The sequence below is a fragment of the Actinomadura sp. GTD37 genome (assembly GCF_041951365.1).
In the GTDB taxonomy this organism is placed as follows: domain Bacteria; phylum Actinomycetota; class Actinomycetes; order Streptosporangiales; family Streptosporangiaceae; genus Spirillospora.
In genome coordinates this window covers 1321143-1347190 of the sequence record NZ_JBGNUS010000001.1, presented here as the reverse complement: position 1 = coordinate 1347190, position 26048 = coordinate 1321143, and the positions used below count along the sequence as shown (strand labels likewise).

The 26048-nt window shown below is 72.5% G+C and carries 22 protein-coding genes; 9 read left to right on the top strand and 13 right to left on the bottom strand.

All coding sequences use genetic code 11. The annotated features are described in order from the left end of the window. Window positions 1–312 carry a co-chaperone GroES gene (groES, locus tag ACA511_RS06605; protein WP_358449818.1) on the bottom strand — a complete coding sequence of 104 codons (312 nt, stop codon included), beginning with the start codon at window positions 310–312 and terminating at the stop codon, window positions 1–3. Window positions 313–542: 230 nt separating this feature from the next. Between groES and ACA511_RS06600 the strand changes: the two genes are divergently transcribed. The 3 genes from ACA511_RS06600 (at window position 543) to ACA511_RS06590 (ending at window position 5192) form a co-directional block, all read left to right on the top strand. Then, entirely contained in the window at window positions 543–1760 is a 1218-nt protein-coding gene (locus ACA511_RS06600; RefSeq protein WP_375023148.1) for an SAM-dependent methyltransferase, read from the top strand. A gap of 665 nt (window positions 1761–2425) precedes the next feature. Beyond that, window positions 2426–4075: a hypothetical protein gene (locus ACA511_RS06595; RefSeq protein WP_375023147.1), complete on the top strand. Its 1650-nt coding sequence runs from the start codon at window positions 2426–2428 to the stop codon at window positions 4073–4075. Window positions 4076–4262: 187 nt separating this feature from the next. Beyond that, window positions 4263–5192, top strand: a complete 930-nt coding sequence (locus tag ACA511_RS06590; protein ID WP_375023146.1) for a phosphotransferase family protein — start codon at window positions 4263–4265, stop codon at window positions 5190–5192. 4 nt (window positions 5193–5196) lie between these two features. Here ACA511_RS06590 and tsaD read toward each other — a convergent pair whose 3' ends face one another. The 8 genes from tsaD to ACA511_RS06550 all read right to left on the bottom strand — a co-directional run bounded on the left by tsaD (window position 5197) and on the right by ACA511_RS06550 (window position 13438). After that, window positions 5197–6231, bottom strand: coding sequence for a tRNA (adenosine(37)-N6)-threonylcarbamoyltransferase complex transferase subunit TsaD (tsaD, locus tag ACA511_RS06585; protein WP_375023145.1), 1035 nt, complete (start codon window positions 6229–6231; stop codon window positions 5197–5199). A gap of 213 nt (window positions 6232–6444) precedes the next feature. Further along, on the bottom strand, window positions 6445–6936 hold the full coding sequence (gene rimI / locus ACA511_RS06580; protein ID WP_375023144.1) for a ribosomal protein S18-alanine N-acetyltransferase: 492 nt from the start codon (window positions 6934–6936) through the stop codon (window positions 6445–6447). Continuing rightward, window positions 6933–7601 (bottom strand): tRNA (adenosine(37)-N6)-threonylcarbamoyltransferase complex dimerization subunit type 1 TsaB, encoded by a 669-nt coding sequence (gene tsaB, locus ACA511_RS06575; protein ID WP_375023143.1) that lies wholly within the window; start codon window positions 7599–7601, stop codon window positions 6933–6935. Before tsaB ends, rimI begins: the two co-directional genes overlap by 4 nt. A 55-nt stretch (window positions 7602–7656) precedes the next feature. Further along, on the bottom strand, window positions 7657–8853 hold the full coding sequence (locus ACA511_RS06570; protein ID WP_375023142.1) for a hypothetical protein: 1197 nt from the start codon (window positions 8851–8853) through the stop codon (window positions 7657–7659). A gap of 189 nt (window positions 8854–9042) precedes the next feature. Continuing rightward, entirely contained in the window at window positions 9043–9474 is a 432-nt protein-coding gene (tsaE, locus tag ACA511_RS06565; protein ID WP_375024690.1) for a tRNA (adenosine(37)-N6)-threonylcarbamoyltransferase complex ATPase subunit type 1 TsaE, read from the bottom strand. 35 nt (window positions 9475–9509) lie between these two features. Beyond that, window positions 9510–10580 (bottom strand): alpha/beta fold hydrolase, encoded by a 1071-nt coding sequence (locus ACA511_RS06560; protein ID WP_375023141.1) that lies wholly within the window; start codon window positions 10578–10580, stop codon window positions 9510–9512. An 11-nt stretch (window positions 10581–10591) separates the two neighbouring features. Next, complete coding sequence (gene alr, locus ACA511_RS06555) at window positions 10592–11716, bottom strand: alanine racemase (protein ID WP_375023140.1); 1125 nt, start codon at window positions 11714–11716, stop codon at window positions 10592–10594. Between the two features lie 246 nt (window positions 11717–11962). Then, the gene (locus tag ACA511_RS06550) at window positions 11963–13438 is read right to left on the bottom strand and encodes an NAD(P)H-hydrate dehydratase (protein ID WP_375023139.1); all 1476 of its coding nucleotides are present in this window, start codon (window positions 13436–13438) and stop codon (window positions 11963–11965) included. A gap of 225 nt (window positions 13439–13663) precedes the next feature. Between ACA511_RS06550 and ACA511_RS06545 the strand changes: the two genes are divergently transcribed. The 3 genes from ACA511_RS06545 (at window position 13664) to ACA511_RS06535 (ending at window position 15253) form a co-directional block, all read left to right on the top strand. After that, the gene (locus ACA511_RS06545; RefSeq protein ID WP_375023138.1) at window positions 13664–14524 is read left to right on the top strand and encodes a helix-turn-helix domain-containing protein; all 861 of its coding nucleotides are present in this window, start codon (window positions 13664–13666) and stop codon (window positions 14522–14524) included. A 40-nt stretch (window positions 14525–14564) separates the two neighbouring features. Further along, window positions 14565–14783, top strand: a complete 219-nt coding sequence (locus tag ACA511_RS06540) for a DUF397 domain-containing protein (protein WP_375023137.1) — start codon at window positions 14565–14567, stop codon at window positions 14781–14783. A 263-nt stretch (window positions 14784–15046) separates the two neighbouring features. Further along, window positions 15047–15253, top strand: coding sequence for a DUF397 domain-containing protein (locus ACA511_RS06535; RefSeq protein WP_375023136.1), 207 nt, complete (start codon window positions 15047–15049; stop codon window positions 15251–15253). Between the two features lie 162 nt (window positions 15254–15415). Here the strand turns inward: ACA511_RS06535 and ACA511_RS06530 are convergent, their stop codons facing one another. From ACA511_RS06530 to glmS, 3 genes are all read right to left on the bottom strand, one after another. Continuing rightward, window positions 15416–16435 carry an ABC transporter permease gene (locus tag ACA511_RS06530; protein WP_375023135.1) on the bottom strand — a complete coding sequence of 340 codons (1020 nt, stop codon included), beginning with the start codon at window positions 16433–16435 and terminating at the stop codon, window positions 15416–15418. Between the two features lie 6 nt (window positions 16436–16441). Continuing rightward, entirely contained in the window at window positions 16442–17386 is a 945-nt protein-coding gene (locus ACA511_RS06525; RefSeq protein WP_375023134.1) for an ABC transporter ATP-binding protein, read from the bottom strand. A 78-nt stretch (window positions 17387–17464) separates the two neighbouring features. Then, entirely contained in the window at window positions 17465–19309 is a 1845-nt protein-coding gene (gene glmS / locus ACA511_RS06520; RefSeq protein ID WP_375023133.1) for a glutamine--fructose-6-phosphate transaminase (isomerizing), read from the bottom strand. 124 nt (window positions 19310–19433) lie between these two features. Here glmS and coaA point away from each other — a divergent pair, with 124 nt between their 5' ends. Then, on the top strand, window positions 19434–20375 hold the full coding sequence (gene coaA / locus ACA511_RS06515) for a type I pantothenate kinase (protein WP_375023132.1): 942 nt from the start codon (window positions 19434–19436) through the stop codon (window positions 20373–20375). Between the two features lie 10 nt (window positions 20376–20385). On the opposite strand, the gene ACA511_RS06510 is transcribed toward coaA, so the two are convergent. Then, the gene (locus tag ACA511_RS06510) at window positions 20386–21753 is read right to left on the bottom strand and encodes an alkaline phosphatase PhoX (protein ID WP_375023131.1); all 1368 of its coding nucleotides are present in this window, start codon (window positions 21751–21753) and stop codon (window positions 20386–20388) included. 169 nt (window positions 21754–21922) lie between these two features. On the opposite strand from ACA511_RS06510, the gene ACA511_RS06505 reads away from it, so the two are divergent. Both ACA511_RS06505 and ACA511_RS06500 read left to right on the top strand, forming a co-directional pair. Beyond that, the gene (locus tag ACA511_RS06505; protein ID WP_375023129.1) at window positions 21923–23803 is read left to right on the top strand and encodes a DUF4132 domain-containing protein; all 1881 of its coding nucleotides are present in this window, start codon (window positions 21923–21925) and stop codon (window positions 23801–23803) included. 88 nt (window positions 23804–23891) lie between these two features. After that, window positions 23892–26048 carry an MMPL family transporter gene (locus ACA511_RS06500; RefSeq protein ID WP_375023128.1) on the top strand — a complete coding sequence of 719 codons (2157 nt, stop codon included), beginning with the start codon at window positions 23892–23894 and terminating at the stop codon, window positions 26046–26048.

Sequence of the window (26048 nt, the reverse complement as noted above, 5' to 3'; positions counted from 1 at the left end):
TTACTTCTCGATGACCGCGAGCACGTCGCGGGCCGAGAGCACGAGGTAGTCCTCGTTGTTGTACTTGACTTCGGTGCCGCCGTACTTGCTGTAGAGCACGACCTCGCCGACCTTGACGTCGACGGGGACGCGGTCGCCCTTGTCGTCGACGCGACCCGGGCCAACGGCAAGGACGGTGCCCTCCTGGGGCTTCTCCTTGGCGGTGTCCGGAATCACCAGGCCCGAGGCGGTGGTGGTCTCGGCCTCAAGCGGCTGGACGACGATACGGTCCTCAAGCGGCTTGAGGACAACCTTGGTGGCGGTCGTCACGATCTGACCTCCCCTTCGATGGGTCCTCGGCCGGCCACGGATGACCGGCCAGCACATGTGACAGAAGAGGCGACCCTGGACCGGCCTGCCGTCGCGGGTGCCAGACCGACCTTGTCGCTGTGTTGGCACTCTCAGTACGAGAGTGCCAGTCTGGAGACTATTCCGTGCCCGTGAGTGCGTCAACACGGACACGGACGCGCCGGGCGCTGTTCACCGCCAGCTAATTTCAGCGTATGGACATCGCGTCGTTCCGCGCCCTGCGCACGCCCTCCGGCCAGGCGGTCCTCGCCGAGGCGGCCGCCGCGGACGTCGGCGGGGACGGCCTGCTCGCCACGGCGACGCGGCTGCGCGAACGGCACGATCCCGCGCTGGTCGCGGCGGCGCTCACACAGGTGCGGCTGCGGGAGCGGGCGCGGGTCAAGTTCGGCCCGGACGCCGATCGCATGTACTTCACCCAGGCGGGCCTTGAGCAGTCGACCCGCGCGAGCGTGGCGGCGCACCGCGCCCGAAGGTTCGCCGCCCATCTGGACGGTGCGCGCGTCCTGGAACTCGGGTGCGGGATAGGGGCCGACCTCCTCGCCCGGGGGCGCGCGGGCCTCGCCGGGGAGGGCGTGGAACTCGACCCGTTGACGGCCGACGTGGCGCGGGCGAACGTGGCCGCCTTCGGACTGGGCGACGCCTCCGTGCGCGTCGGGGACGCCACCGAGGCCGCACCGGACGGGTTCGACGCGGTCTTCGCCGACCCGGGACGCCGCACCGCCCGCGGCAGGGTCTTCGATCCCCGTTCCTATGAGCCGCCGCTCGATGTCGTCCTGGACATGGCGCGGAAGGTGCCCGCAGCGTGCGTCAAGGTGGCGCCCGGCATCCCGCATGAGGCCGTACCGGACGGTGCAGAGGCCGAGTGGGTGTCGGTCCACGGCGACGTCAAGGAGGCGGCCCTCTGGCTGGGGACGCTCGCAGGGGACGTGGGACGCCGCGCCACGCTCATCTCGTCCGACACCGACCCGAAGGTCTGGACGCTGACCCCGCAGGGATCGGACACACCGCACGTCCGCCCGTGGGGCCGCTACCTGTACGAGCCCGACGGAGCCGTGATCCGCGCCCATCTGGTGGGTGAGGTGGCAGAGCTGGTCGGCGGCGGCCTCGCGGATCCGCGGATCGCCTACATCACGTCCGACCGGCTGTGTCCGACACCGTTCGCGTCCGCCTACGAGATCGAGGACGTGCTGCCGTTCTCCGTGAAGCGCCTGCGCGCGGAGCTGCGCCGCCGCGAGGTCGGGGTGCTGACCGTCAAGAAGCGCGGCTCGGCCGTCGACGTCGACCGGCTGCGGCGCGACCTCGGCTTCGGCGGGCGCAGGGCGGGCCGGGGCGGCGCCGGGTCGACCCTGGTGGTGACCCGCGTCGGACGCGACCCTGTCGCGCTGCTCACCCGTCCCGTCCCGGCGCCCTGACCGGCGGGCGCGAGCACCCTCACCCCCGCGCCCCAGTCTGCTGACCCGCGCGGTACGGCGGCCGCCGCCATTAACCGTGCCCAAAGATCTTCCGCCCGGACGCGCAACGCCAAGCGACGCCGGGCGACGCGCCACGGCGGTGCAAATCATCGGCGTTTTGCGGCATCGCGTTCACCAGGGATTGCGGGGCGCCCGGCAAGGGCGCCGCACCGGCCGCGAATCGGCGCGCGGACGTCCATCCGCCCGAAAACACCAAGGCGGGTTCACCGGCCGGGAGTTCGGCACCGCGAAATACCCTCCGAAATGGGGCCCGGATCCGTCCCGCGGGGTCGCGGCACGGCGGACGCGCACCGCCCGTCCGCAGCCGCCGCCGGGTCGGGAACTGCCGATGTCGGACGAGATGTACGGACACGGCACCGCCCCCTGCCCGTCTCATGCCACCGCAGCATCACCACGATCACCGTGATTACCGCGAACCGGGAGAGCACCGCCGCACCCGGCCATTTCTCGCTATTCACCCCAGCCGGATAACAGGCGCATTCCGCAGAACTCACAATCTTCTCTGCTACCCGTTTTAGCGGCCCTCCACACGCACTACAGTGGCCATCTCACAGATTCATTTGCCGTGCGTCATTTCGTCGCGCCGGCACACGAAGGAGCATCGGGTGGAAACGAATCACAACTTCCTGCAGACGGGGGGTCAACCGGTCTCGGATCGGATGCGGGAGTTGCTCGCCCGTGCGGCGCAGGACCACGTCTATGAACAGCGCTCACAGGGTCAGGTCCTGGACGAGATTCGCCAGCGGCTGGAAGGCATGGAGTGGCTGCTCCGCGAGGTCCGCGAGCGGGAGCTCAGCGGGCTGACCGGGCAGATCGAGAGCGTCCGCGGGCAGGTCGACGAACTGTCCGGCAAGCCCCCGGAATGGGCCGAAGGACTGGCCGAGCACATCGAGTCGTTCGGCGAGCGGGTCAAGCCCGTCGCCGAGTTGCCCGCGCTCTGGGCCGACGTCGGCGTCGTCGCCGAGAACGTCGACGAGGGCCTGACCCGCATCCAGGCCGTCCTCGACTCGGCGCAGCACATCACCGACGCCACGCAGCAGGCGTCGCAGCGCATGGACGAGATGACCAAGCGGCTGGACAAGCTCCAGGGCAGCATGGAGGCCGCATCCGTCCGCTTCAACCGGCTCGACAAGTCGCTGGCCGAGCTGGGCCACCGGTCCGAGCGGCTCGAACACTCGATCAACGGGGTCACCGCGCGGGTCGACCAGGCGCTCGGCGAGATGGCCGAGCGGATGGAGCAGGGGCTGGAGGCGGTCAGCGGCCGGGTCGAGGGCGTCGGCGGCCGGCTCGACGGGCTGGACGGGCGGCTGGACGGCGTCGACGGCCGGCTCGAAGGGCTGTCCGGCAAGCTGGAGGGCGTGGACGGCCGGTTCGAGAGCCTCGACGGCCGCATCGACGGGGTCGGCGAGCGGATCGGCCGGCTCCCCGCCACGCTGGAGATCGCCGAGCTGCACCGCATGCTGAGCGACCTCGCGCAGCGTCCGGCGGCCGAGTACGGCGACCGGTTCGACGCGCTGGAGAAGCACCTCGCCGACGCGGTCGACCCGCTGATCGAGGAGTTGCGCGCCCGGCCGGACCGCGACGAGGTCAAGGCGACCATGTCGGAGATCGCCGAGACGGCCTACAGCGACGTCGCCAGGCGCATGGACGAGTTCTCCCGCCGGTTCGAGGACGTGCACGACGACGTCCGCAAGCGCATCGAGAACATCCACGAGGAGGTCGCCAAGCGGGTCGACGGCGCGCTGGAGGAGTTCACCGCCCAGGTCGACATCGTCTCCCGCCGCGTCGAGTCGGTGCACGCCGACGTCGCCAAGCAGGTCGAGTCCGTGCACACCGAGGTGACGCGGCAGGTCAGCGGCGTCCACGACGACTTCGGCAAGCGGATCGGCGACATCCACGACGACGTGACCCGGCAGGTCGGCACCATCCACGACGACGTCGCCAAGCAGGTCGGCAACATGCAGGAGGACGTCGCGCGGCACGTCGGCGGCGTCCAGGCGGAGTTCGCGCGGCGGGTGGAGAGCATGCAGGACGAGGCCGGACGGCGCGCCGACGCCGCGCAGGCCGAGTTCGCCAAGCGCTTCCTGCACGTCGAGGACGAGGTGGGCCGCAAGGTCGACGGCGTCCACGACGACGTCTCCAAGCAGGTCAACGCGGTGCACGAGGACGTGCTGAAGCGGCTGTCCACGCTGGAGGAGACGATGCTCGCGCTGGCCGAGGCCCTGCTGCGCCCCCGCCGGGAGCCGAAGGACTGAGCCGCACCCCCGGGTGGGGCCGACCGGCCCTACCCGGGGTATTCGGATACCCAACGGAATCCGCGGTGTTTGTCCGGCAAACGACCGCGGCGACCGAAGATACTCCGCCACGCCGTCGGGCTGACGTGCATTTTGTTACGTTGCGTCTTCGTCAAATCACTCCCAATACCCTTCGGAATCCGTTTTGATGGATCAGGTGACTCGCACACCGGCTCCCTGCCTGCCGACCGGCGCCCCACCCGGCCACGCCACCCTGCGCTGGGTCGAGGAGTGCCTCGGCAAGGGCGCCGAGGTGCGCATGGTGCGGCCGCTCGCCGGCGGAACCTCGCACACCAACCACGCGCTCCTCGTGGAGAGCCGCTCGGGCAGCGCGCACCGCCTCGTCCTGCGCCGCTGGACGGCCCGCGACCCGGCACGCCGCAGCGACGCCGACTTCTCCCCCGAACGCGAGATCGCCGCGCTCGCCCTCCTCGCCGGCTGCGAGATCCCCACCCCCGCCCTCGTCGCCGCCGACCCCGCCGGCGCCTACTGCGACGTCCCCGCGCTGCTCATCACCCGGCTCACCGGCCACCCGCCCCGGCCCTCGCCCGACGACCTGCCCGAATACCTCATCCAGGTGGCCGCCGCGCTGCTGGCGGTGCACGCGCTGAACGGCGCGTCCACGATGCCCCCGTACGTCCCGCACAACCGGCTCGACGTGCGGTGCCCGCCCAAGCACGCGCTGCGCCCCGAACTGTGGGAGCGCGCCTTCGAGGTCGCCGTCCGCCCCGCCCCCGAGGCGCCCGCCCGCTTCATCCACCGCGACTACCACGCCGACAACACCCTGTGGTCCTACGGCAGGCTCACCGGCGTCGTCGACTGGTCGGACGCCTCGTCCGGCCCCGTCGCCATCGACATCGCGTGCATGCGGCGCGGCCTGGCGCTCCGCTACGGCGTGTCCGTCGCCGACCGGTTCCTGTCGGCCTTCGACCAGGTCTCCGGCGGCCACGTCCACGACCCGTACTGGGACGTCCGCTGCCTCCTCGACCTGCTCCCGGAGGACGGCGACCACACCGTGGACGAGGCCAGGGTCCCCCTCTTCGAGGACTACCTCGCCTCCCTGCTGGCGGAGTGCTAGCCCGTCACAGGATGATCGACTCCACGGGCAGGCTGGAGTCGGCCGGGAGTTCCAGAGCCGACGGGCTCACCCCGCACGCGACCAGCTCGGAGCCCAGGGCGGCGACCATCGCGCCGTTGTCGGTGCACAGCTTCGGACGCGGGACGCGCAGCCGCACGCCCGCCGCCGCGCAGCGTTCGGCGGCGAGGGCGCGCAGCCGCGAGTTCGCGGCGACGCCGCCGCCGATCAGCAGGTCGTGGACGCCGTTGTCCGTGCAGACCTTCAGCGCCTTCCGGGTCAGGACGTCGACCACGGCCTCCTGGAAGGACGCGGCCACGTCCGCGACCGGGACGGGCTCGCCCGCGCGCTCCTTGGCCTCGACCCACCGGGCCACCGCCGTCTTCAGGCCGGAGAACGAGAAGTCGTAGGTGCCGTCGTTGTACTTGCCGCGCGGGAACGCGATCGCGGCCGGGTCGCCCTCGCGGGCCAGGCGGTCGACGACCGGGCCGCCGGGGAAACCCAGGTCGAGGACGCGCGCGACCTTGTCGAACGCCTCGCCCGCCGCGTCGTCGACCGTGCTGCCGAGCGGACGGACGTCGCCGGCCACGTCCGGGACGAGAAGGATCGACGAATGGCCGCCCGACACCAGCAGCGCCACGCACGGCTTGGGCAGCGCGCCGTGTTCGAGCTGGTCGACGCACACGTGCGCGGCCAGGTGGTTGACGCCGTACAGCGGCTTGCCCAGCGACAGCGCGTACGCCTTGGCCGCGGCGACGCCGACCATCAGCGCGCCGGGCAGGCCGGGACCGGCGGTGACGGCGAACGCGTCCACGTCGGTCAGCTTCACGCCCGCGTCCGCGAGCGCCCGTTCGATCGTCGGCGTCATCGCCTCCAGATGCGCGCGCGAGGCGACCTCCGGCACGACGCCGCCGAACCGGGCGTGCTGGTCGACGCTGGAGGCGATGGCGTCCGCCAGCAGCGTGTGCCCGCGCACGATCCCGACCCCGGTCTCATCGCAGGACGTCTCGATCCCGAGCACCAGCGGCTCGTCCCGAATCATCACTTCTCCCTGCTTCCCGTTCGCCTCCAGGGCGCCTTAGCCGCCGTCTTCCCTCGTCACTCGTCCCTCGCTCCTCAGTCCAGACGACGGCGCGCCCCTCCAGCTCACTCAATTCTGTTGGCTTCCCGTTCGCCTCCGAGGCGCCTTAGCCGCCGTCTTCCCTCGTCACTCGTCCCTCGCTCCTCAGTCCAGACGACGGCGCGCCCCTCCAGCTCACTCAGTTCTGTTGAAGCCCATGGGCGGACGGGATCGGAGCGGGCGGCTCATGACGATCGCGTCCACGTTCGAGGGCTGGTAGTAGCGCTTGCGGAGGCCGACCCTGGTGAAGCCGAACCGCTCGTAGAGGCGGTGGGCGGCGTCGTTGTCGGCGCGGACCTCCAGGAACACCGTCTCGCTGCCCCGGCGGGCGGCCTCGTCCAGCAGTTCGGTGAGGAGCGCCGCGCCGACGCCGCCCTTGCGCCGGTCGGCGCGCACCCCGATGGTCTGCACGTCGGCCTGCCCGCCCGCCGCGGCCAGGCCCGCGTAGCCGACGATCTCGCCGCCGGGCTCCTCGGCGACGACATAGTGCCGGGTGCGCGGCTGCTCGGCCAGCTCGCCGCGGAGCATCTCCTCGCTCCAGGCGTCCTCGGGGAACAGGAGCCGCTCCAGCCGGTGGACGGCCGGCAGGTCGGCGTCGGTCATGGGCCGCAGGACGACGCCGGTCATGCCGGAGTCACCTTCTTGCGCGGGCCGGGTTCCTTCGCGTCCGGTCTGCGCAGGTAGAGCGGCTCCGGCGGGAGGAGGCAGGGGACCTTGAGGCCGGCCAGCCGCGCGACGGTCAGCTCCGCGAGGGCGCCGGCGGACGGCAGCAGGGGCTCGTGGCCGGAATCGCCGAGGATCTCCGGGTAGAGGGCGGCGCCCTCACCGACGACGGGCAGCCCTTCGGGGACGTCCGACGGCGGGCCCACGGCAGGCTCGGTGGCGCGCGCGCGGGCCGAGTCGTACCGCGCCCAGTAGACCTCTTTGCGGCGGGCATCGGTCGCGACGACGAACGGCTCGTCCCTGCCGGTGGCCCAGGCCATGATGTCCAGGGTGCAGACGCCGTGCACGGGGATGCTGAGGGCGTCGCCCATGGCGCGGGCGGTGACGAGGCCGACGCGCAGGCCCGTGTACGGGCCGGGCCCGACGCCCACGGCGACGGCGCTCAGGTCGTCCGGCGCGGCCCCGGCCTCCGCCATCACCTGCGCGATGGACGGGGCGAGCAGTTCGGTATGCCTGCGCCGGTCGACGGCCTCGGCCATGCCGCGCGGCTCGGCGCCCTCACCCGGTATCCACTCGTACAGCGCCACGGTGATCGCGGCGGTCGCGGTGTCGAAAGCCAAGACCAGCACGGGTTGTAAGCCTACCGGTCGGGGCGGGTTCCGGCGCCTCGGCTCCGGGAAGGGGTCAGCCCTGGTCGAGGGCCTGGATCACGGCCTTGGCGACCTCGGTGGCGCCGTCGGTGGCGGACCTGGACGACAGCGGGTCACCGTCGTCGGAGCCCGAGTAGTGGATCGTGATGAGGACGTTCGCGACCCGGACGTTGGCGACCGCCTCGCCCGCCCCCTGGCCGCCGTCGACGCTGTACACGATGTAGCCGTCGTCGCCGACGCCGTCGAGCCGGATCTTGTCGGTGAGCTTCTGGCCGGGCAGCAGCGCCCTGCCGGACTCGTCCGCGCCGCGCTCGGACGTGAACGTGCTCCTCGCGGCGTCCGTGGGCGTCTGGTCGGCACTGCCCTCGATCGCGCGGAGTTCGAGGGTGAGCTGGCGCTTGGTGTCGCCCGCGTACGCGCCCCACACGCACTGGTTCTGCCGCTCGTTGTTCTGGTAGCTGTCGGCCTGGGTCCGCTCGGAACCGGGTGCGAGCCGGTCGATGACGTCCTGGCCGACGATCGTGCAGGAGTCGGGGACGAGGGCGCGCTCGCCCTTCGCCGTGGGGGAGCTCTCGGCGGCGCCGCTGCCGACGACCTGGCCGCCGTCCTTGCCGTCGCCCGCGCCGACGCCGCTCAGGATGACGAACACCGCGAGGACGCAGACCCCGACGCCGGCGCCGACGCCCGCCAGGACGGCCGCCCAGCGCCGTCCACCGCGGCGCTCGCGCGCCACCCGGTGGCTGCCGGTGCGGTAGGCGCCGCTGCCGGTGCGGTAACCGCCGGTGTCGGTCCGGCCGCCGCCGCCCGCGCGGTACCCGCCGGTGTCGGACCGGTAACCGCCGCTCCCGGCCTCGTACGGCCCGGTCTCGCGCTGGTACGGACCCGACTCGCTCCGGTAGGCGCCGGACTCCGGCCGGTACTGGCCGGACTGGCCGGACTGGCCGGACTGGGCCGGATAGCGTCCGCTGTCCCGCTGGTACGAGCCGCTACCTGATCCGTAACCACCGCTCTCACCGCCGCCGGTCTGGTAACCGCCGGTCGAGTAGCGGCCGGTCGGGTAAGCGTCCGTGGGGGCACTGCCCGTGGGGTATCCGCCGGTCTCCTGACCGCCGGTCCCCTGGGCGGGGCCGGAGTCCCGGCCCTGGTACGGCCCGTACTCCTGGCCGGCCGTGTACTCCTGGCCGCCCGTGCCGTATTCACCGCCGTCCGGCCGGTAACCGCCGCCTGACACCTGGCCACCGCCCGAACCGCGGTAGCTGTCGCGGTCACTACCGCTGCGATGGCTACCACTCACCGGTTCCCACTCCCGAGGAAATCGATATGTCGCGTAGGTGAGGTTCGTTCCGGCAAAGAGTACGACATGTAGCCGTAAAGTGGTCCATCCCGCTTGGCAAAAACCGGAGAAGTTGCCCGCAGGCCCTCATCCGGCGTCGAGTTCCAGGTCGGACCAGCGATGACCGACCCCGACGATCCTTACTTCGCGCTCCTCGCCGGGCCCGTCCCCGCGCGAAATGATCAGTTCCAGGCGGTCCTCCGCGAGGCCCTCCGCGAGCCCTTCGCCCCATTCCACGATCGTCACCGATTCGGCGATGGAGGCGTCGAGATCGAGATCGTCCAACTCGGCGAAACCGCCCAGTCGGTATGCGTCCACGTGCACCAGCGACGGCCCGCCCGCGAGCGACGGATGCACCCGCGCGATCACGAACGTCGGCGAGGTGATCGGCCCCCGCACCTTCAGGCCCTCGCCGATCCCCTGGGTGAGCGTCGTCTTGCCCGCGCCGAGATGCCCCGTCATCACGAGCAGGTCGCCCGCCCGCAGCACGCCGGCGAGGCGCAGCCCCAGCTCGTGCATGTCCGCCGCGGCCGGGACGGTGACGGTGATCGCGTTCACGCGGTGCGCTCCTCCTCGTACTCGGGGCGGATCCGGGCGATCAGCCGCCGCAGGCCGCCCGTCACGACCCCCGGATACTCCAGCGGCAGCACGTGCCCGGCCACCTCCACCTCTACCAGCTCAGCGTCCGGCAGCGCCGCCGCGATGCGGCGCGCGTGCTCGGCCGGGGTCAGCCTGTCCCGCCCGCCGGCCACCACCAGCGCCGGCACCCCGCGCAGGACGTCGAGGCAGCCCGCCTTGTCGTGGCCGATCAGCGCCGGATAGAACTCCGCGATCACGTCGATCGGCGTCGCCCGGATCATCTGCTCCAGGAAGTCGACGACGGACGGGCTGACGTACTTGTCGGCGAACGCCATCTTCCGGGTGACGACGAACGCGAGGTCGGCGCCCAGCCCGCGCGCCCTCTCCACCAGGTCGGCGCGGCGGCCGAGGCCGCGCAGCGTCCCCGGCGCCAGCGGCCGGACGACCTTGGCCAGCACCAGCGGCAGCCCGAGCGTCATCTCCGCCAGGTCGCCGCAGGACGTGTTGACGAGCGCGACGCCCACCACCTGCCGGTCGAACATCTCGGGATGCCGGTCGGCCAGCGCCATGATCGACATTCCGCCCATGGAGTGGCCGACGAGCAGGACCGGCTCGTCCGGGCCGACCGTCGCCTCCAGCACGGCGCGCAGGTCCTCGCCGGTCTGCTCGATCGTCGCGTGCGCCGGCGCGCTGCGCCCCGACCGGCCGTGGCTGCGCTGGTCCCAGAAGACCATCCGCAGCGATCCCCGCAGGTCACGGCGCTGGTAGTGCCAGGAGTCCTGGTTGAGGGTGTAGCCGTGGCAGAAGACGGCGGTCAGGCCGGCGTCGTCGGGGCCGTCCACCTCGACGTGCAGCGGGACCCCGTCGGAGGCCTCCACCGTCAGCTCGCGGCCGCGCAGCTCGCCGAACGGCTCCGCGGCGTCCGGATCGGGCCGCAGCCGCACCCGGCCGACGGCGAAATGCCGCAGCCCGACCGCCGCGCCCACACCCGCCGCGCCGATGCCCGCGGCGGTCACGCCGATCCTGCGCCTGCTCCTGCCGTCCATGCACGCGCCCCCTACAGCGCCCCTCCCGGATACGCCCTCGGCACCCGGGACCCGATGCGGGTGACGATCTCATAGGAGATCGTGCCCAGCGCGTCCGCCCACTCCTGCGCGGTCGGCTCGCCCTGGTCGCCCGGCCCGAACAGGATGATCTCGTCACCCGCCGACAGCCGGTCGTCGCCGAGGTCGACGACGAACTGGTCCATGCAGACCCGCCCGGCGATCGTCCTGCGGCGCCCACCCGCGAGGACCTCCAGGAGGTTGGAGCCCTGCCTGGGAATCCCGTCGCCGTACCCGACGGGCACGACGGCGAGATTGGTGGCCGCACGCGTGGTGTACGTGTGACCGTATGACACTCCGCGACCTGCCGGGACCCGCTTGACCAGCGCCGCGTCCGCCACCAGCGTCATCGCGGGGCGCAGCCCGAACGTCCCGAGCGCCGGCACCGGGGTCAGCCCGTACGTCGCGATCCCCGGCCGGACGAGGTCGAACCGCGCCTCCGGAACCGTCAGCGCGGCCGCGGAGTTCGCCAGATGCCGGACCTCGAAACGCGCCCCCGCCTTCTCCGCGTACCCCGCCATCTCGGTGAACGCGCCGATCTGCGCCGCGATCGACGGGTGGCCCGGCTCGTCCGCGCACGCGAAATGCGACATGACCCCGGCCACCCGCACATGGCCGTCGGCCTCCGCCTTCAGCGCCGCGCCGACCAGCGCCTCCCAGTCCGCGCCGCCCGCACCGCCCCGCGACATGCCCGTATCGGCCTTGAGGTGCACCCGGGCCTGCCGCCCGGCCCGCTCCGCCGCCCGGACGACCTCGTCCAGCAGCCACACCGCCCCCACGGTCAGGTCGACGTCCCGCGCCACAGCCTCCTCGTACGGCTCGCCGGGCACCCCGAGGCACACCAGCGTCCGGACGGTGAGCCCCGCGTCCCGCAGCCGCAGCGCCTCCGCCAGCTTCGCGACCCCCAGCCACGACGCGCCGCCGGCGAGCGCGGCACGCCCGGCCTCGACCAGCCCGTGCCCGTACGCCTCGGCCTTCACCATGGCCATGACCTCGGTGCCCCCGGCGCGCTCGCGCAGCACCCCGATGTTGTCGCCGATGGCACCCAGATCGACGCGCGCCTCCGCAGGAACCCTCATAGCTCTAATTTATTGCTTTGCCCTCGGTGTCAGGCGCTGGCGCGCCTTCCTTCAACGGGCAAAGCGGCGATCGCTGCATCGCTTCGGCTCGCCTGGCGGCTCGCTGCGCGATCAGGTTTCTCGCAGGCTCGAAACCTGGCTTCGCACGCGATCGCAACGCCGGGGTTGTCGCTGGCCTGGCTTACGGACGTTTGTGCTCAGGCGGTTGCGTGGTTGCGGGGGGGGTGAGGGCGGCGATTCCGTGTCTCATTGGGGGAGGGTTCGGAAGGCTGCGGGGAGGGCTTTTATTACGTCGTAGGCGCTTATGGGGGATTCGGCGCCGGGGGTGGGGGCGGCGGCCAGGCGGGCGGCCAGGCCGTGGAGGTAGGCGCCGGCGGCGGCCGCTTCGATGGCGGGCAGGCCGCCTGCCAGGAGGGCGCCGACCAGGCCGGACAGGACGTCGCCCGTGCCGGCCGTCGCGAGGCGGGGAGTGCCGGTCGGGTTCACGCGGACGGGGCGGTCCGCCTCGGCGACCAGGGTCGTGGAGCCCTTGAGCAGGACGGTCGCCGCAAGTTCGGCGGCCGCGCGGCGGACGTGGTCGAGGCGGGCGCCCTCGATCTCGGCGCGGTCCGCGGCGATGAGGCGGGCGAGTTCGCCCGCGTGCGGGGTGAGGACGGTCGGCGCGGCGCGGCGCAGCAGGTCGCGGCGGCGGGACAGGACGGTGAGGCCGTCGGCGTCCACCAGGACGGGCAGGTCGGTGGCCAGGACCGCTTCGAGGAGGGACTCGCCGGAGTCGCCCGTGCCGAGGCCGGGGCCGACGACCCATGCCTGGACGCGTCCGATGCGGTCGAGGACCCCGGCGTCCTGGCGGCCCGGCTCGATGACCGTGGTGACGGCCTCCGGCCAGCGGTGCCGGACGAGTTCGACCGGGTGCGCGACGGAGGCGAAGCGGACCATGCCCGCACCGCCGTGGACGGCGCCGCCCGTGCACAGGACGGCCGCGCCGGTGAACTCGTCGCCGCCCGCGAGGACGCCGACGACGCCGCGCCGGTACTTGTCGGACTCGGGCCCCGGCTCGGGCGGCCGGACGTCGGAGGGGCGCGCCGCGACGACGTCCGGGGCGGGCAGGTCGGGGCCGAGCCCGATGTCGACCAGTTCGACCACTCCGCAGTAGGACGCGCCCGGGTCGATGAGAAGGCCCGGCTTGTGCGTCCCGAACGTGACGGTGACGTCGGCGTGGACGGCGGCGCCCTCGACGCGGCCGGTGCTCGCGTCCACGCCGCTCGGCACGTCGCAGGCGACGACGAGGGCGGCGGACCGGCCGGCCAGTTCGGCGTAGCGGGCATGCGGGTCGCGGAGGCCGCCGGCGCCGCCGATGCCGGTGAGGCCGTCGATGATCAGGTCGGCGCCGGCGATGGCGGCCTCCGCGCCGCCGGCCGGCAGGCGCCCGCCGGCGGCCAGCAGCGCGGCCAGGCCCCCCTCGTGGATCTTGGAACCGGCCTGGACCGCGTGCACCCGGGCGCCGCGCCGGGCGAGCCGGGCCCCGGCGTAGAGGGCGTCGCCGCCGTTGTCGCCGCCGCCGACCAGGAGGACGACGCGGGATCCGTACACGGCGGGCAGGAGGCGGGCGCAGACCGAGGCGAGGCCGGCGGCGGCGCGCTGCATGAGTGCGCCGTCCGGGAGCCGGGCCATCAGGGCCCGCTCGGCCGCCCGCACCTTGCCGACCTCGTGCGCGTACCTCATCCGGCGCTCCCCCAGTCGATCACACACTTAGCGTGCCACGGGAATGCGCTCCGCAACCCCGCACCCGCGCCTTTGTACCTTGCGCTGCAACTTTCGGTGTCATGTGCGCAAAAGAATCATCGGCCGTAGAATCTTCCTCATCAGCTCCGATGTATTCGCACTGCGGCACCCCGGTGCGGCAGAATGCGCCCTGATCAGTCCGCCGGGACTGGAGAGGCCCGAGCAATGAGCGCTTCCCGAGGTCCCTCCGTCCGGCAGCGTCGGCTCGCCGCAGAGCTCCGCAGGCTGCGCGAACGCAAGGGTCTCACCGGGGACGAGGTGGCCGAGCGGCTCGCCTGGTCCACCGCCAAGGTCAGCCGGCTCGAGAACGCGCGGACCGGCGCGAAGATCGGCGACGTGCAGCGGCTGCTGGAGCTGTACGAGGTCGACGGCGCACGGCACGCGGACCTCGTCTCCCTCGCGCAGGACGCCGCCCAGCGCGGCTGGTGGGAGGAGTACCGCGACCTGCCGAGCCCGCTCGCCGATTTCATCGCCCTGGAGTCCGAGGCCACGGCGGCCAGGGAATGGGGCAGCACCGTCTTTCCCGGGCTGCTGCAGACGGAGAACTACGCACGGCACGTGATCGGCGGCTGGAGCGACCTCGCCACGCTGCCCCCGCAGGAACTGGAACGCCGCCTCGACGTGCGAATGCGGCGCCGCGCGCTGCTGGACGGCCCGCGCCCGCTGGAACTGTCGGCGGTGCTGGACGAGGCGGTTCTGCAGCGCCTCATCGGGGACCAGAAGGTCATGCGCGAGCAGCTCGAACATCTGTACCGGATGACCGAGTCGCCGAACGTGAACGTACAGATCCTGCCCTTGGGTATCGCACACTCGGTGTTGGCTGAATCGTTTATCCTTCTGGAATTCTCACCGGTGCATGACATCGTTTTCCCTGATATCGTGCACGTCGAATCCCTGACAATCAGCCACTTCGCGGAGGAGGCTGTCACCTATATGTACAGCCTCGCCTATTCGAGCCTGGCCGGCCAGGCGCTGGACGCCGACGAATCCCGGCGCCGCATCGCCGCGGCCAAAGACGCCTGGTGAGGGGTCCGCTGAGGGGCTCAATCCTTGTGAAAGGCACCGAGTGTCCCCTTTCGCCACTCCTGCTCCGCAATGGAGGAGAAGCGCCCGCTGCGGGGCGAGTAACACGTGCGTCGAAATCGCCGCACTGGTCGGTTCGTCCCTTTCCATTGGGGCGCGCGACGCAAAGCACGGTACGCAGAGCCCGGTCCTGTCCTTCTCCCACGGAGAGTGGCACGACTTCCTCGAACGAGCCAAGAAGGGCGAATTCGATCTGGGCTGACGAGGCGGCGCTGAAGCGCCGCTGAGCCCGCGTCCGCCGCCTCACGAGGGCGCGCGGAGGGGCACGCCGGACGGGCCGGGTCCCACGCAAGACCCGGCCTGGTCGCACCACACCGGAAACTCTGGACCTACCTCGGCACGCCTGTCGCACGGGTACCGCGCCACCCGTTCGTGATCAGGCGTTTTTTGCGATCTTGTTACCGTGTGCTTGATGTACCGGCAGCGCGGCCGCGTCCAAGGCAGCTTTCGATGCAGGGAGCCGGAATGAGTTTCCATGCGACACCGCCCGCCCAGTGGAGAAGAAGCACCCGATGCGGCGCCAGCAACGGCTGCGTCGAGGTCGCCCGGCTGGACGGCGGCACGATATCCGTGCGCGACACCGAGGACACCGGGGCGGCCCTCGTGTTCGGCCCCGCCGAATGGCGCAGGTTCACCGAGCGCGCCAGGGACGGCCGTTACGACGGTCACTGAAAGACGCTCTGCAACTTACACGCCGATTGAGAATTCCAGTGGATCGGAGAATCTCATTCGACGGCAGAAGCCGCGTGTTGTTCCGGCGCCGGGTGAACATCTTCGCGCCGCGCCTGCCCGCGCCACATGAATTTCATCGAGGTGATCAGCGGCACGCGTTTATCAGGCCACTCGGACGCCTCTCGGCACCCGGTGGAGGGGCGTCCGCAAACGGGAGGTGGTGAGGGCGACGGCGCCCGCCGCGAGGGCGAGGTCGAAGGCCAGGCCCCACGGCCACACGGCCGCTCCCTCGTCCCGGCGGCTCTTGTGGGTCCGGCCGCCCTCGTCTTGGCGGCCGTCGTAGGTCAGGCCGTCGTAGGTCCGACCGCCCCGGCGGATGTCGCGCATGCTGCGGCTGAGCTCGCCCAGCGGGTCCGACGACGGCGACCGGTGGATCACCTGGTCGCCGACGAAGATCTCGGTCTTGGGCAGCCGCGGCGCCGCGTCGGCGAGCACGACGACCGGGTTCGGGGACAGCAGCCACCAGACGCGTTCGCTGTGCTCGACGGTGTAGCCGCCGTACCGGCCGGGCCGGTGCTCGCCGGTGAGCTGGAGGGCGATCGCGTACACCAGCGGCGTCCCCGCCAGCAGGACGAACACTGTGATGTAGGACATCAGCACCGAGGTGATGCTGCGGGCGAGGAGCGCCGACCATGCCTGGGAGATCGCGCACACCACGCCGATGAGCAGGGCCGTGACGATGAGGACGGCCTGCGCCCGGACCGGGCTGATCACGCCCTCGACGACCGGCACCAGCAGGACCGGCAGCGTGAGGAGGAGGGTGACCAGCCCCGTCCCCCAGGCGGCGGCGAGCTTGCCGAGCACGATCTCGCCCGGCGTCAGCCGGGTGACCTGCAAGGTGGCGAGCGTCCCGCGCTCCCGGTCACCGTTGATCGACTGGCCGCCGAGGGCGGGGGTGACGAGCAGCATCAGCACCAGCACCCCGAGTAGCACCCCGCCGAACATCGGGATGCCGGGCCGGTCGGCACTCGACCCCCCACCGGTCTCCAGCGCCAGCCGGAACAGCAGCCCGAGCCCGTTGACGAGGACGAACCAGGCCGCGAGCAGCGCCTTCCAGCGGCCGGTGCGCAGCCGCGTCCTGATCTCCTGCCGTGCCACGAGGACGATTCCGCGCGCGGTCATCGCCGGTCACCTCCGGGTCTCGGTCATCGCGAGGTAGGCCGATTCGAGTGCGCTGCCGGCGGGGGCGAGGCCGCAGACGGGCACCCCGGCCCCGACCAGCTCGGCCAGCAGGCCCGCGGCCTCGGCCTCGGTGAGCGGGCCGACCTCGGCGCCGCCCGGCAGCGCGGTGGACTGGAGCCACGGCAGCCCGTCGAGCGCGCCGGTCAGGGCCGCGGCCAGCCGTTCCGGGTCGAGCGAGCGGATCCGCCACCGGACGCGGGACGACGCGCCGGCGAGGTCCGCCATCGCGTGGTCGCCGACCGTCCGGCCGTGGTCGACGAGGACGACCCGGTCGGCGATCTCCTCCAGCTCGCTGAGGATGTGGCTGGATACGAGCACCGCGACGCCGTCCGCCGCCAGGGAGCGCAGCAGGTCGCGCAGCTCGACGCGCGAGCGCGGGTCGAGGCCGGACGCGGGCTCGTCCAGCAGCAGGACGCGGGGGCGGTGCACGAGCGCGCGCGCCATCCCGAGCCGCTGCTTCTGCCCGCGCGACAGGGCGTGCACGGGCCGCCCGACGTGGTCGTCCAGGTGGACGAGGGTGAGCAGCGCCTTGACCCGGCGCGCACGCTCGTCCTTCGGCAGCCCGTAGGCGTCGGCGAAGAACGCGAGGTACTCGTCCACCGTCAGCTGGTCGTACACGCCGAAGGTGTCGGGCATCCAGCCGAGCGAGTCGCGGGCCTGGACGGGACGGGCCAGCGCGTCATGCCCCGCGATCCGCACCGTGCCCGCGTCGGGCGCGAGCAGCGTCGCGAGGATCAGCAGCAGCGTCGTCTTGCCCGCGCCGTTGGCGCCGACGAGCGCCGTGACCTGCCCGTACGGGACGGTGATGTCGAGGCCGCGGAGCGCCTCCACCGGGCCGAACCGCCGGGTGACCCCGCGCGCCTCGATGCCGAGGCCGCCGTCCTCCGCCACGCGCCACCTCCGCCGCCGGACCCGTCTCGATCCTGCTGAGACGCGGCCCGGATCCGGGAGGTTCCGGAGATACCGCCCCTATTCGACGGTGACGGACTTGGCGAGGTTGCGGGGCTGGTCGACGTCGTGCCCCTTGGCGGTGGCCAGCTCGCACGCGAACACCTGGAGCGGGACGGTCGTGACGAGCGGCTGGAGCAGCGTCGGGACGGCCGGGACGCGGATCAGCGTGTCCGCGTACGGCTCGACCGACTCGTCGCCCTCCTCGGCGATGACGATCGTCCGGGCGCCGCGGGCCCTGATCTCCTGGATGTTCGACACGATCTTGTCGTGCAGGACGTCCCGCGCGCGGGGCGGCACCACGACCACGACCGGCAGGTTCTCCTCGATGAGCGCGATCGGGCCGTGCTTCAGCTCGCCGGCGGCGAAGCCCTCGGCGTGCATGTAGGCGAGTTCCTTCAGCTTGAGCGCGCCCTCCAGCGCCACCGGGAAGCCCACGTGGCGGCCGAGGAACAGCACGCAGTGCTCGCCCGCCAGCGACCGGGCCAGCTCGCGGACCGGCTCCATGGTCTCCAGGACCTTCTCGACCTTCTCCGGCATCCGCTCCAGGAGCTGCACCATGGCGAACACCTCGTCGCCCCACTTGGTGCCCCGCACCTGCGCGAGGTACAACGCGATCAGGTAGACGGCGACGAGCTGGGTGAGGAACGCCTTGGTGGACGCGACCGCGATCTCCGGCCCGGCGTGGGTGTAGAGGACGCCGTCGCACTCGCGCGGCAGCGTGGAGCCGTTGACGTTGCAGATGCCGAGCAGCTTGGCCTTCTGCTCGCGGGCGTGCCGGACGGCCATCAGCGCGTCCATCGTCTCCCCGGACTGGGAGATCGCGATGACCAGCGTCGCCGGCGACAGGATCGGGTCGCGGTAGCGGAACTCGCTGGCCAGCTCCACCTCGCAGGGCAGCCCGGCCCAGTGCTCGATCGCGTACTTGGCGATCAGGCCCGCGTGGTAGGACGTCCCGCACGCCACGATGATGATCTTGTCGACCTCGCGCAGCTCGCGGTCGGAGATGCGCATCTCGTCCAGGTGCAGCCGCCCGTCGGAGCCGATCCGGCCGAGCAGCGTGTCGGCGACGGCGCGCGGCTGCTCGGCGATCTCCTTGAGCATGAAGTAGTCGTAGCCGCCCTTCTCGGCGGCGGACACGTCCCAGTCGACGTGGTACTCCTTCACCTCGGCGGGGCGCCCGTCGAAGTCGGTGACGGTGACCCCGCCGGCGCGCAGCTCGACGATCTGGTCCTGGCCGAGCTCGATCGCGTCGCGGGTGTGCGCGATGAACGCGGCGACGTCGCTGGCGAGGAAGTTCTCGCCCTCCCCGACGCCGACGACGAGCGGCGAGTTGCGGCGCGCCCCGACGACGAGGTCCGGGTCGCCGGTGTGCACGGCGACCAGCGTGAACGCGCCGTCCAGCCGGCGGCAGACGCGGCGCATGGCGTCGGCGAGGTCGCCGCCCGCCTTCAGCTCGTCCTCCAGCAGGTGCGCGACGGCCTCGGTGTCGGTGTCGGACACGAGGCCGTGCCCGCCCTCGGCCAGCTCGGCGCGCAGCTCGGCGAAGTTCTCGATGATCCCGTTGTGGATCACCGCGACGGAGCCGGTGCAGTCGACGTGCGGGTGCGCGTTGCGGTCGTTCGGCGGGCCGTGCGTCGCCCACCGGGTGTGCCCCATGCCGAGCGTCCCGGCGGGCGGCGGCTCCTCCGCCAGCGCCCCCCGCAGGTTCACGAGCTTGCCCGCGCGCTTCGCCGTCGCCAGCTTCCCGTCGGCCAGCACGGCCACTCCGGCCGAGTCGTAGCCGCGGTACTCCAGCCGCGCCAGCCCCTCGACGACCACGTCGAGCGCCGGCCGGCCGCCTACGTACCCCACGATTCCGCACATGGCGGCAACTCTATTCGGTGTCCTCCCCAGGGGCCCACCCGCGAACGCCGTAGTCGGGCTCCGCTAGCGTGAACCGGAGGTGAAATCCCGGTGACGCGCTGACCTGCCCGGTTAGTGTTCAGCCATGACGAGCGGATGGGACAGCGTGCCGAGCCCCTATGTGGAACTCTCCCGCGACGCCTGGCGCGCCCTGCGCGAGAGCACCCCGCTGCCGCTCACGCCCGGTGAACTGGACGCGCTGCGCGGCCTGAAGGACCCGATCGACATCACCGAGGTCGAGGAGGTCTACCTGCCGCTGTCGCGGCTGCTCAACCTGTTCTTCCTGGCGGACGGGCGGCTCCGCGACACCGTCAGCGGGTTCCTCGGCGACGAGGTGCGGCCGACCCCGTTCATCATCGGCGTGGCGGGCAGCGTCGCGGTCGGCAAGTCCACGACGTCCCGGCTGCTGCGCACGCTGCTGGCCCGCTGGCCGGAGCACCCCAGCGTGGAGCTGGTGACGACCGACAGCTTCCTGTACCCGAACGCCGTGCTGGCCGAGCGCGGGATCATGGACCGGAAGGGCTTCCCCGAGTCCTACGACCGGCGCGCCCTCGTCCGGTTCGTCTCGGAGATCAAGGCGGGCGCGGCGGAGGCGGCGATCCCGGTGTACTCGCACCTGGAGTACGACATCCTGCCGGACGCGGCGCAGACCGTCCGGCGGCCCGACATCCTGATCGTCGAGGGCCTGAACGTCCTGCAGCCGCCCCCGCCCGGCACCCTCGGCGTGTCCGACTTCTTCGACTTCTCCATCTACGTGGACGCCCGGGTCGAGGACATCCGGCAGTGGTACATCGACCGGCTGTTCGCGCTGCGCCGCACCGCGTTCACCGACCCGCGCTCCTACTTCCACAAGTACGCGCACGAGCTGGACGAGGACGAGACCGCCGCGTTCGCGCAGCGCGTGTGGCGGGACGTCAACGAGATCAACCTCGTGTCCAACATCCTGCCGACACGCGCGCGCGCCACGCTCGTCCTGCACAAGAACCGCGAGCACGCCGTGCAGCGGGTCCGCCTGCGCAGGATCTGACGGGCCGCGCTCAGCCGCCCCAGGGGCCGGTGACCGCGAAGGTCGTGCCCGGCGTGTAGACGTTGACGAACATGGTCCGCTGGTCCGGGGAGAACGTGACCCCGGCGAACTCGCCCCATTCGGGCTCGTCGTCGGTGCCGGTGTTCTGCCGGTTCCGCGCCATCGCGTAGACCTTCCGGCCGCGGGACACGCCGAACACGTGCTGCGCGCCGTTCCCGTCCTCGCACACCATCAGCCCGCCCTGCGGCGCCAGGCAGATATTGTCGGGCGACTCGCCGGGCTTCTGGACGTCGGCGCCGGGGCCGAACACGATGACGAGGGCCAGCCGGCGGCGCCGCGGCTCGTACGACCACACCTGCCCGAAGTGGTCGGCGCGCGACCCGTCCGCCGTCTTCGCGAAGCTCGACACGAAGTAGACGCGGTCACCGCCCCAGTAGCAGCCCTCCAGCTTCTGCGCGTGCGTGATGCCGCCCGGCCCGAAGTCCTGGAACCGGATCGCGGTCTCCTTCGCCAGCGGATCGGGCACCCGCGCCCACTCGACGCGCTCGAACACCGTCCCCGGCGCCTGCACGACCGACAGGTCCGGGACGCCGGGGACGCGCAGCGCCTCAAGCCGTCCGCCCGCCCGCAGGCTGCCCGGCCCGCCGCGCGGCTTCTCCGGCAGGAAGCGGTAGAACAGCCCGAACGGCTTGTCGAACGCGTCCTCGGTCTCGTAGACCGTGCCGTCGCGCGGGTCGACGGCGATCGCCTCGTGCTGGAACCGCCCCATCGCGGTCAGCGGCTCGGGGACGGTCCGGTCCCGCCGGTAGGGGTCGACCTCGAAGATGAACCCGTGGTCCTTGGTGTAGCCGTTGGTGCCGGCCTTGTCCTCGGTCTCCTCGCAGGTCAGCCAGGTGTGCCACGGGGTCGGACCGCCCGCGCAGTTGACGGACGTCCCGGCGATCGCGACGCGCTCGGTGCGCACGCGCCCGGCGTCGTCGACCTCCAGGGCGGTGCAGCCGCCGAGGCCCTCGGGGTCGTAGGTGACGCCGTCGACGGGCGGGACCCGGTGCGCGGCGTCCGGACGGTTCTCGTGGTTGCGGACGAGCCACGTCCGGCCGCGTCCGGGGAACGCCGACATGCCGTCGCAGTGGCTCGGCACCGCACCCTCCCCGGAGCGCAGCGGCTCGCCCTCCCGGGACAGGACGGTGTACCGGAAACCGCGCGGCAGGTCGAGCAGGCCGTCCGGGTCGGGCACGAGCGGCCCGTACCCGTCCCGCCCGCCGGTCGGCGCGGCGGCCGCGCTCCCCGCGAACAGCTGCTCCACGGCACCGGTGAAGGCGATCCCCGCCCCCACCGCTCCCGTCCCCGCCAGAAGCCGGCGGCGCGTGACTGACATGGGTGCACACTCCCTGGTCTGGAAAGATCGAAGACCCTCCAGCCCGTTGTAACACGCGTCACACCGGCGGCATATGGCACACCTCCACAGGCGTGTCAGGCGGGCGGCGCGGCGATCACCTCGCGCAGCCGGACGGCCTGCGCGTCCTGGAACGCGGTGACTCCCCCGCGTGCTCGTCGACGAACTCCTCGCCGACGGGCGCTACCACGACGACTGGGGCGGCTGGCCGTACCGGGTTCCGCTGAAGCACTTCGCCGCGCGGCGCGGCCTCGCCGCCCACCGGCTGATCCTGAGCGCGGCCAAGGCGCACCCCTCCTGCGCGGAGGCCCTCGTCCCGTTCCTGGACGACGCCACGGCCCAGCTGATGATCGGCGCGCTCGGCCGCGTCGACGGGGCCGCGCGGCTCTGGTTCGGATGGCACGGCCCGGCCGCGGCCCCGTTCGTCGTCCCGGAGGCGCTGCGCAAGCCCGGCCCGAAACGCGCGAAGGCCGAGCGGGGGCTCACGCTCATCGCCCGCGAGCACGGCGCCGGATGCCTCGTGGAGGCGGCGCGGCGGTACGGCGAGGAGGCCGCCGCGGCGATCGGCGCGCTGCGCACCGACCCCCTCGACCAGTACCCCGACGACCTGCCGGAATGGGACGAGGAGCGGGTCCGCGACACGCTCCCCCGGATCCTGCTGCGCGGCCGGGAGCGGGCGCTTCCGGTACGGGCCGCCCGGAACTTCGTGACGATGCTGCTGATCTCCTCGCCCGAGGACCCGTACCCGGGCTGCGAGCAGGTCGTCGAACTGTGCGACCCGGCGTCCCTCGCCGAGTTCGCCTGGGCCCTGTGCGCGAACGAGCGCGGCAGCGGGAGCTGGGCCTCGCCGGGCGTCCAGTACGCGCTGCGCCGCCTCGGCGACGCCGGGACGGCCGCCCTGCTCACCGACCGGATGGCCCGCTGGGACAACTACTACGCGTGGACGTTCAAGGGGCTGACGGCGCTCGACGTCCTCATGTCGATCGACGCGCCGGTGGACGGCCTGCTGCGCCATCTGGACCGGCTCGCCCGCCGTGCCGCGTCCGCCAAGCACCTGCGCCCCCGCGCGCAGGGCCGGCTGAACGCGATCGCCCGGGAGCGCGGGCTGGCGCCCGAGCAGCTCGCGGACCGGCTCGTCCCCGACCTCGGCCTGGACGCGGACGGCTCGCTGACGCTCGACTACGGCCCGCGCCGGTTCACGGTCGGCTTCGACGAGCAGCTCAGGCCCGTCGTGACCGACGCGGACGGCAGACCGCGCAAGACGCTGCCCAAGCCCGGCGTGAAGGACGACGACACTCTCGCCACCGCCGCCTACAAGCGCTTCGCCGACCTGAAGAAGGAGGTCAGGGCGGTCGCCGCCGACCAGGTCGGACGGCTGGAGAGGGCGATGGCGGCCGGGCGGTCCTGGACGCCCGGCGAGTTCCGCACGCTCCTCGCCGGGCATCCGCTGATGCGCCACATCGCCCGCCGCCTGGTGTGGCGCGCCGGTGAGACAGCGTTCCGGATCGCCGAGGACGGCACGCTCGCCGACGTCCGGGACGACGAGTACGCGCTGCCGCCGGACGCCCGCGTGACGCTCCCGCACCCCGTCCTGCTCGGCGCGGACGCCGTCGCGGCGTGGGCCGCGGTCTTCGCCGACTACGTCATCCTCCAGCCGTTCCCGCAGCTCGGACGGCCCGTCCACGACCTGGCGGACGGCGAGCGCGACACCGCCCGGCTGACCCGCTTCGAGGGACGCACCGCCCATTTCGGCAGGTTCACGGCCCTGACGTCCCGCGGCTGGACCCTCGGCGGCAAGGAGACCGGCGGGTTCCGCCGCCAGGTGAACCTCATGACCCCGGACGGCCGCCACGTGATGGTCGCGTTCGAGCCCGGCATCCGCGTCATCGCCCCCGAGGAGTACGCCGAGCAGACGATCGAGCGGGTCATGCTCATGACCGGCCGCCACTCCGGGAAGGAGCACCCGTTCGGCGCGCTCGACCCGGTCACCGCGTCCGAACTGCTCGCCGACCTGGCCCGCCTCACCGGCTGAGGGACGGCCGCGTCCACCGATCGGTCGACGGAAGGTTCAACCGGTCGAGGCTCATGCGGGCAGGGGGCCGGCGACGAGGATTTCGGCCATGACGAACCTCCTAGTGCGCATGGCCCGGTGGAGCGCCGGGCATCCCTGGCGCGGCATCGCCGCCTGGTTCCTGTTCGTGGCGCTGTGCCTCGGCGTCGGAGGCGCGGTCGGCGGGCACGCCGCGACGACCGAGGACTTCTGGATCGGCGAGGCCGGACGCGCGGAGGCCATGGCCACCGAGGGCGGGCTCCAGCAGAAGCCCGTCGAGCACGTCCTGATCACCGGCAGGGGAGCCGGCGCCGACGCGGCCGCGAAGGACGCCGCCGCCCGGATGAAGGGCCTCCCGGAGGTCGAGTCGGTGTCCGCGCCGGTGCGCTCGGCCGACGGGACGGCCGTCCGGGTCGACGTCACCTTGAAGGGCCCCGAGCTCGAAGGCAAGGAGCACGTCGATCCGCTGATCGCGCAGACCGCGGCGGTGCAGAAGGCGCACCCGGACGTGCTGGTCGAGGAGACCGGGAGCCCGTCCATCAGCAAGGGCGTCGGCCAGTTGCGCAGCGACGACCTCGGCCGCACCGAGATGATCGCGCTGCCGATCACGCTGATCACGCTGCTGCTGGTGTTCGGGTCGTTCGCGGTCGCCGTGGTGCCGGTGGTGCTCGCGCTCTCCTCGATCGCGGCGGCGATCGGGCTGTCGATGCTCGCCTCGCACGTGTTCCCGGACGCCGGGATCGGCGCGAGCATCATCCTGCTGATCGGCATGGCCGTCGGCGTCGACTACACGCTGTTCTACCTGAAGCGGGAACGGGAGGAGCGCGCGCGCTCCGGCGGACGGCTCAGCGCGCGGGCGACGGTGGAGCTCGCCGCGGCGACGTCCGGGCGCTCCGTGGTGATCTCCGGCCTGGCGGTCGCCGTGTCCAGCGCGACGCTGTACCTGGCGGACGACGTCATCTTCTCCTCCATCGCGACCGCCGCGATCGTGGTCACGCTGGTCGCGGTGGTCAGCTCGCTGACCGTCCTGCCCGCCGTGCTGGCGAAGCTCGGCGGCTGGGCGGAGCGGCGGGCGGTGCGGCGCGGCCGCGCGCCGAAGGCGCCCAAGGTCGGCACCGGCCGGATCACGCGGGCGATGCTGCGTCCCACGAGCCGGCACCCAGCCGCGACGCTCGCCGCGTCGGTGCTGGTGATGCTGGCGCTGGCGGCCCCGCTGCTGAACCTCGACCTGACGGACATGGGCCGCGAAACCCATCCCCGCTCGATCCCCGCCATGCGCGTGTACGACCGGATGAACGCGGCGTTCCCCGAGCTGAAGGCCGCGCACCTGGTCGTCGTGAAGGCCGGCGCGGGGCAGGCGGACGACGTGCGAGCGGCCCTGGACGACCTTTCCCGGCAAGCCGGGAAGGACCCGCTGCTCGCCGGGACGTCCCGGCCGCGCACCTCCCCGGACGGCCGGATCAGCGTCCTCGAACTCGCGGTGCCGCACCACGTGAGCACCCCCGAGGCGGGACGGTCCCTCGACCGCGTACGGGACGAGTACGTGCCGGCGACGGTCGGGAAGCTGGCCGCCGAGACCGCCGTGACCGGGGACGTCGCCCGCTACGCCGACTACCCCGAACACCAGAAGAGGCAGCTGCCGTTCGTCGTCGGAGCCCTCCTGCTGGTCACGTTCGCGCTGACCGTGTGGGCCTTCCGCTCGGTGGTCCTCGGCCTGATCGGCGTGCTGCTGAACCTGCTGTCGGCGGGGGCGGCGCTCGGCCTGCTGACCGCCGTGTTCCAGGGGACGTGGGCGGAGGGGCTGCTCGGCTTCACCTCCACCGGCTCGATCGGCTCCCGCGTCCCGCTGCTGCTCTTCGTGATCCTGTTCGGCCTGTCGATGGACTACCAGGTGTTCGTCATCAGCCGGATCCGGGAGGCGGCGCAGCGCGGCGCCTCCACCCGGCAGGCCGTGCTGGACGGCGTCGGCGGCTCGGCGAGCGTCGTGACCAGCGCCGCGTTCGTCATGGTGACGGTGTTCGCCAGCTTCATCCCGCTGCACATCATGGAGATGAAGCAGATGGGCTTCGCGCTCGCGGTCGCCGTGCTGCTGGACGCCGCCGTCATCCGCATCATGGTCCTGCCCGCGCTGATGCTGCTGCTCGGCGACCGCTGCTGGTGGCCGTCGCGGAGCATGCGGCGGGCCCGGGACCGCGACGCCGGCCGGATCCCGCAGAACGTAGGCTGA

Coding starts and splice junctions, on each gene's coding strand:
- ACA511_RS06545 (WP_375023138.1), top strand. CDS start 13,664: ATGAGCGCTTCCCGAGGTCCCTCCGTCCGGCAGCGTCGGCTCGCCGCA.
- ACA511_RS06500 (WP_375023128.1), top strand. CDS start 23,892: ATGACGAACCTCCTAGTGCGCATGGCCCGGTGGAGCGCCGGGCATCCC.
- ACA511_RS06535 (WP_375023136.1), top strand. CDS start 15,047: ATGAGTTTCCATGCGACACCGCCCGCCCAGTGGAGAAGAAGCACCCGA.
- ACA511_RS06550 (WP_375023139.1), bottom strand. CDS start 13,438: ATGAGGTACGCGCACGAGGTCGGCAAGGTGCGGGCGGCCGAGCGGGCC.
- coaA (WP_375023132.1), top strand. CDS start 19,434: ATGACGAGCGGATGGGACAGCGTGCCGAGCCCCTATGTGGAACTCTCC.
- glmS (WP_375023133.1), bottom strand. CDS start 19,309: ATGTGCGGAATCGTGGGGTACGTAGGCGGCCGGCCGGCGCTCGACGTG.
- ACA511_RS06530 (WP_375023135.1), bottom strand. CDS start 16,435: ATGACCGCGCGCGGAATCGTCCTCGTGGCACGGCAGGAGATCAGGACG.
- tsaE (WP_375024690.1), bottom strand. CDS start 9,474: ATGCACGAGCTGGGGCTGCGCCTCGCCGGCGTGCTGCGGGCGGGCGAC.
- tsaD (WP_375023145.1), bottom strand. CDS start 6,231: ATGATTCGGGACGAGCCGCTGGTGCTCGGGATCGAGACGTCCTGCGAT.
- ACA511_RS06600 (WP_375023148.1), top strand. CDS start 543: ATGGACATCGCGTCGTTCCGCGCCCTGCGCACGCCCTCCGGCCAGGCG.
- alr (WP_375023140.1), bottom strand. CDS start 11,716: ATGAGGGTTCCTGCGGAGGCGCGCGTCGATCTGGGTGCCATCGGCGAC.
- rimI (WP_375023144.1), bottom strand. CDS start 6,936: ATGACCGGCGTCGTCCTGCGGCCCATGACCGACGCCGACCTGCCGGCC.
- ACA511_RS06560 (WP_375023141.1), bottom strand. CDS start 10,580: ATGGACGGCAGGAGCAGGCGCAGGATCGGCGTGACCGCCGCGGGCATC.
- ACA511_RS06590 (WP_375023146.1), top strand. CDS start 4,263: ATGGATCAGGTGACTCGCACACCGGCTCCCTGCCTGCCGACCGGCGCC.
- ACA511_RS06510 (WP_375023131.1), bottom strand. CDS start 21,753: ATGTCAGTCACGCGCCGCCGGCTTCTGGCGGGGACGGGAGCGGTGGGG.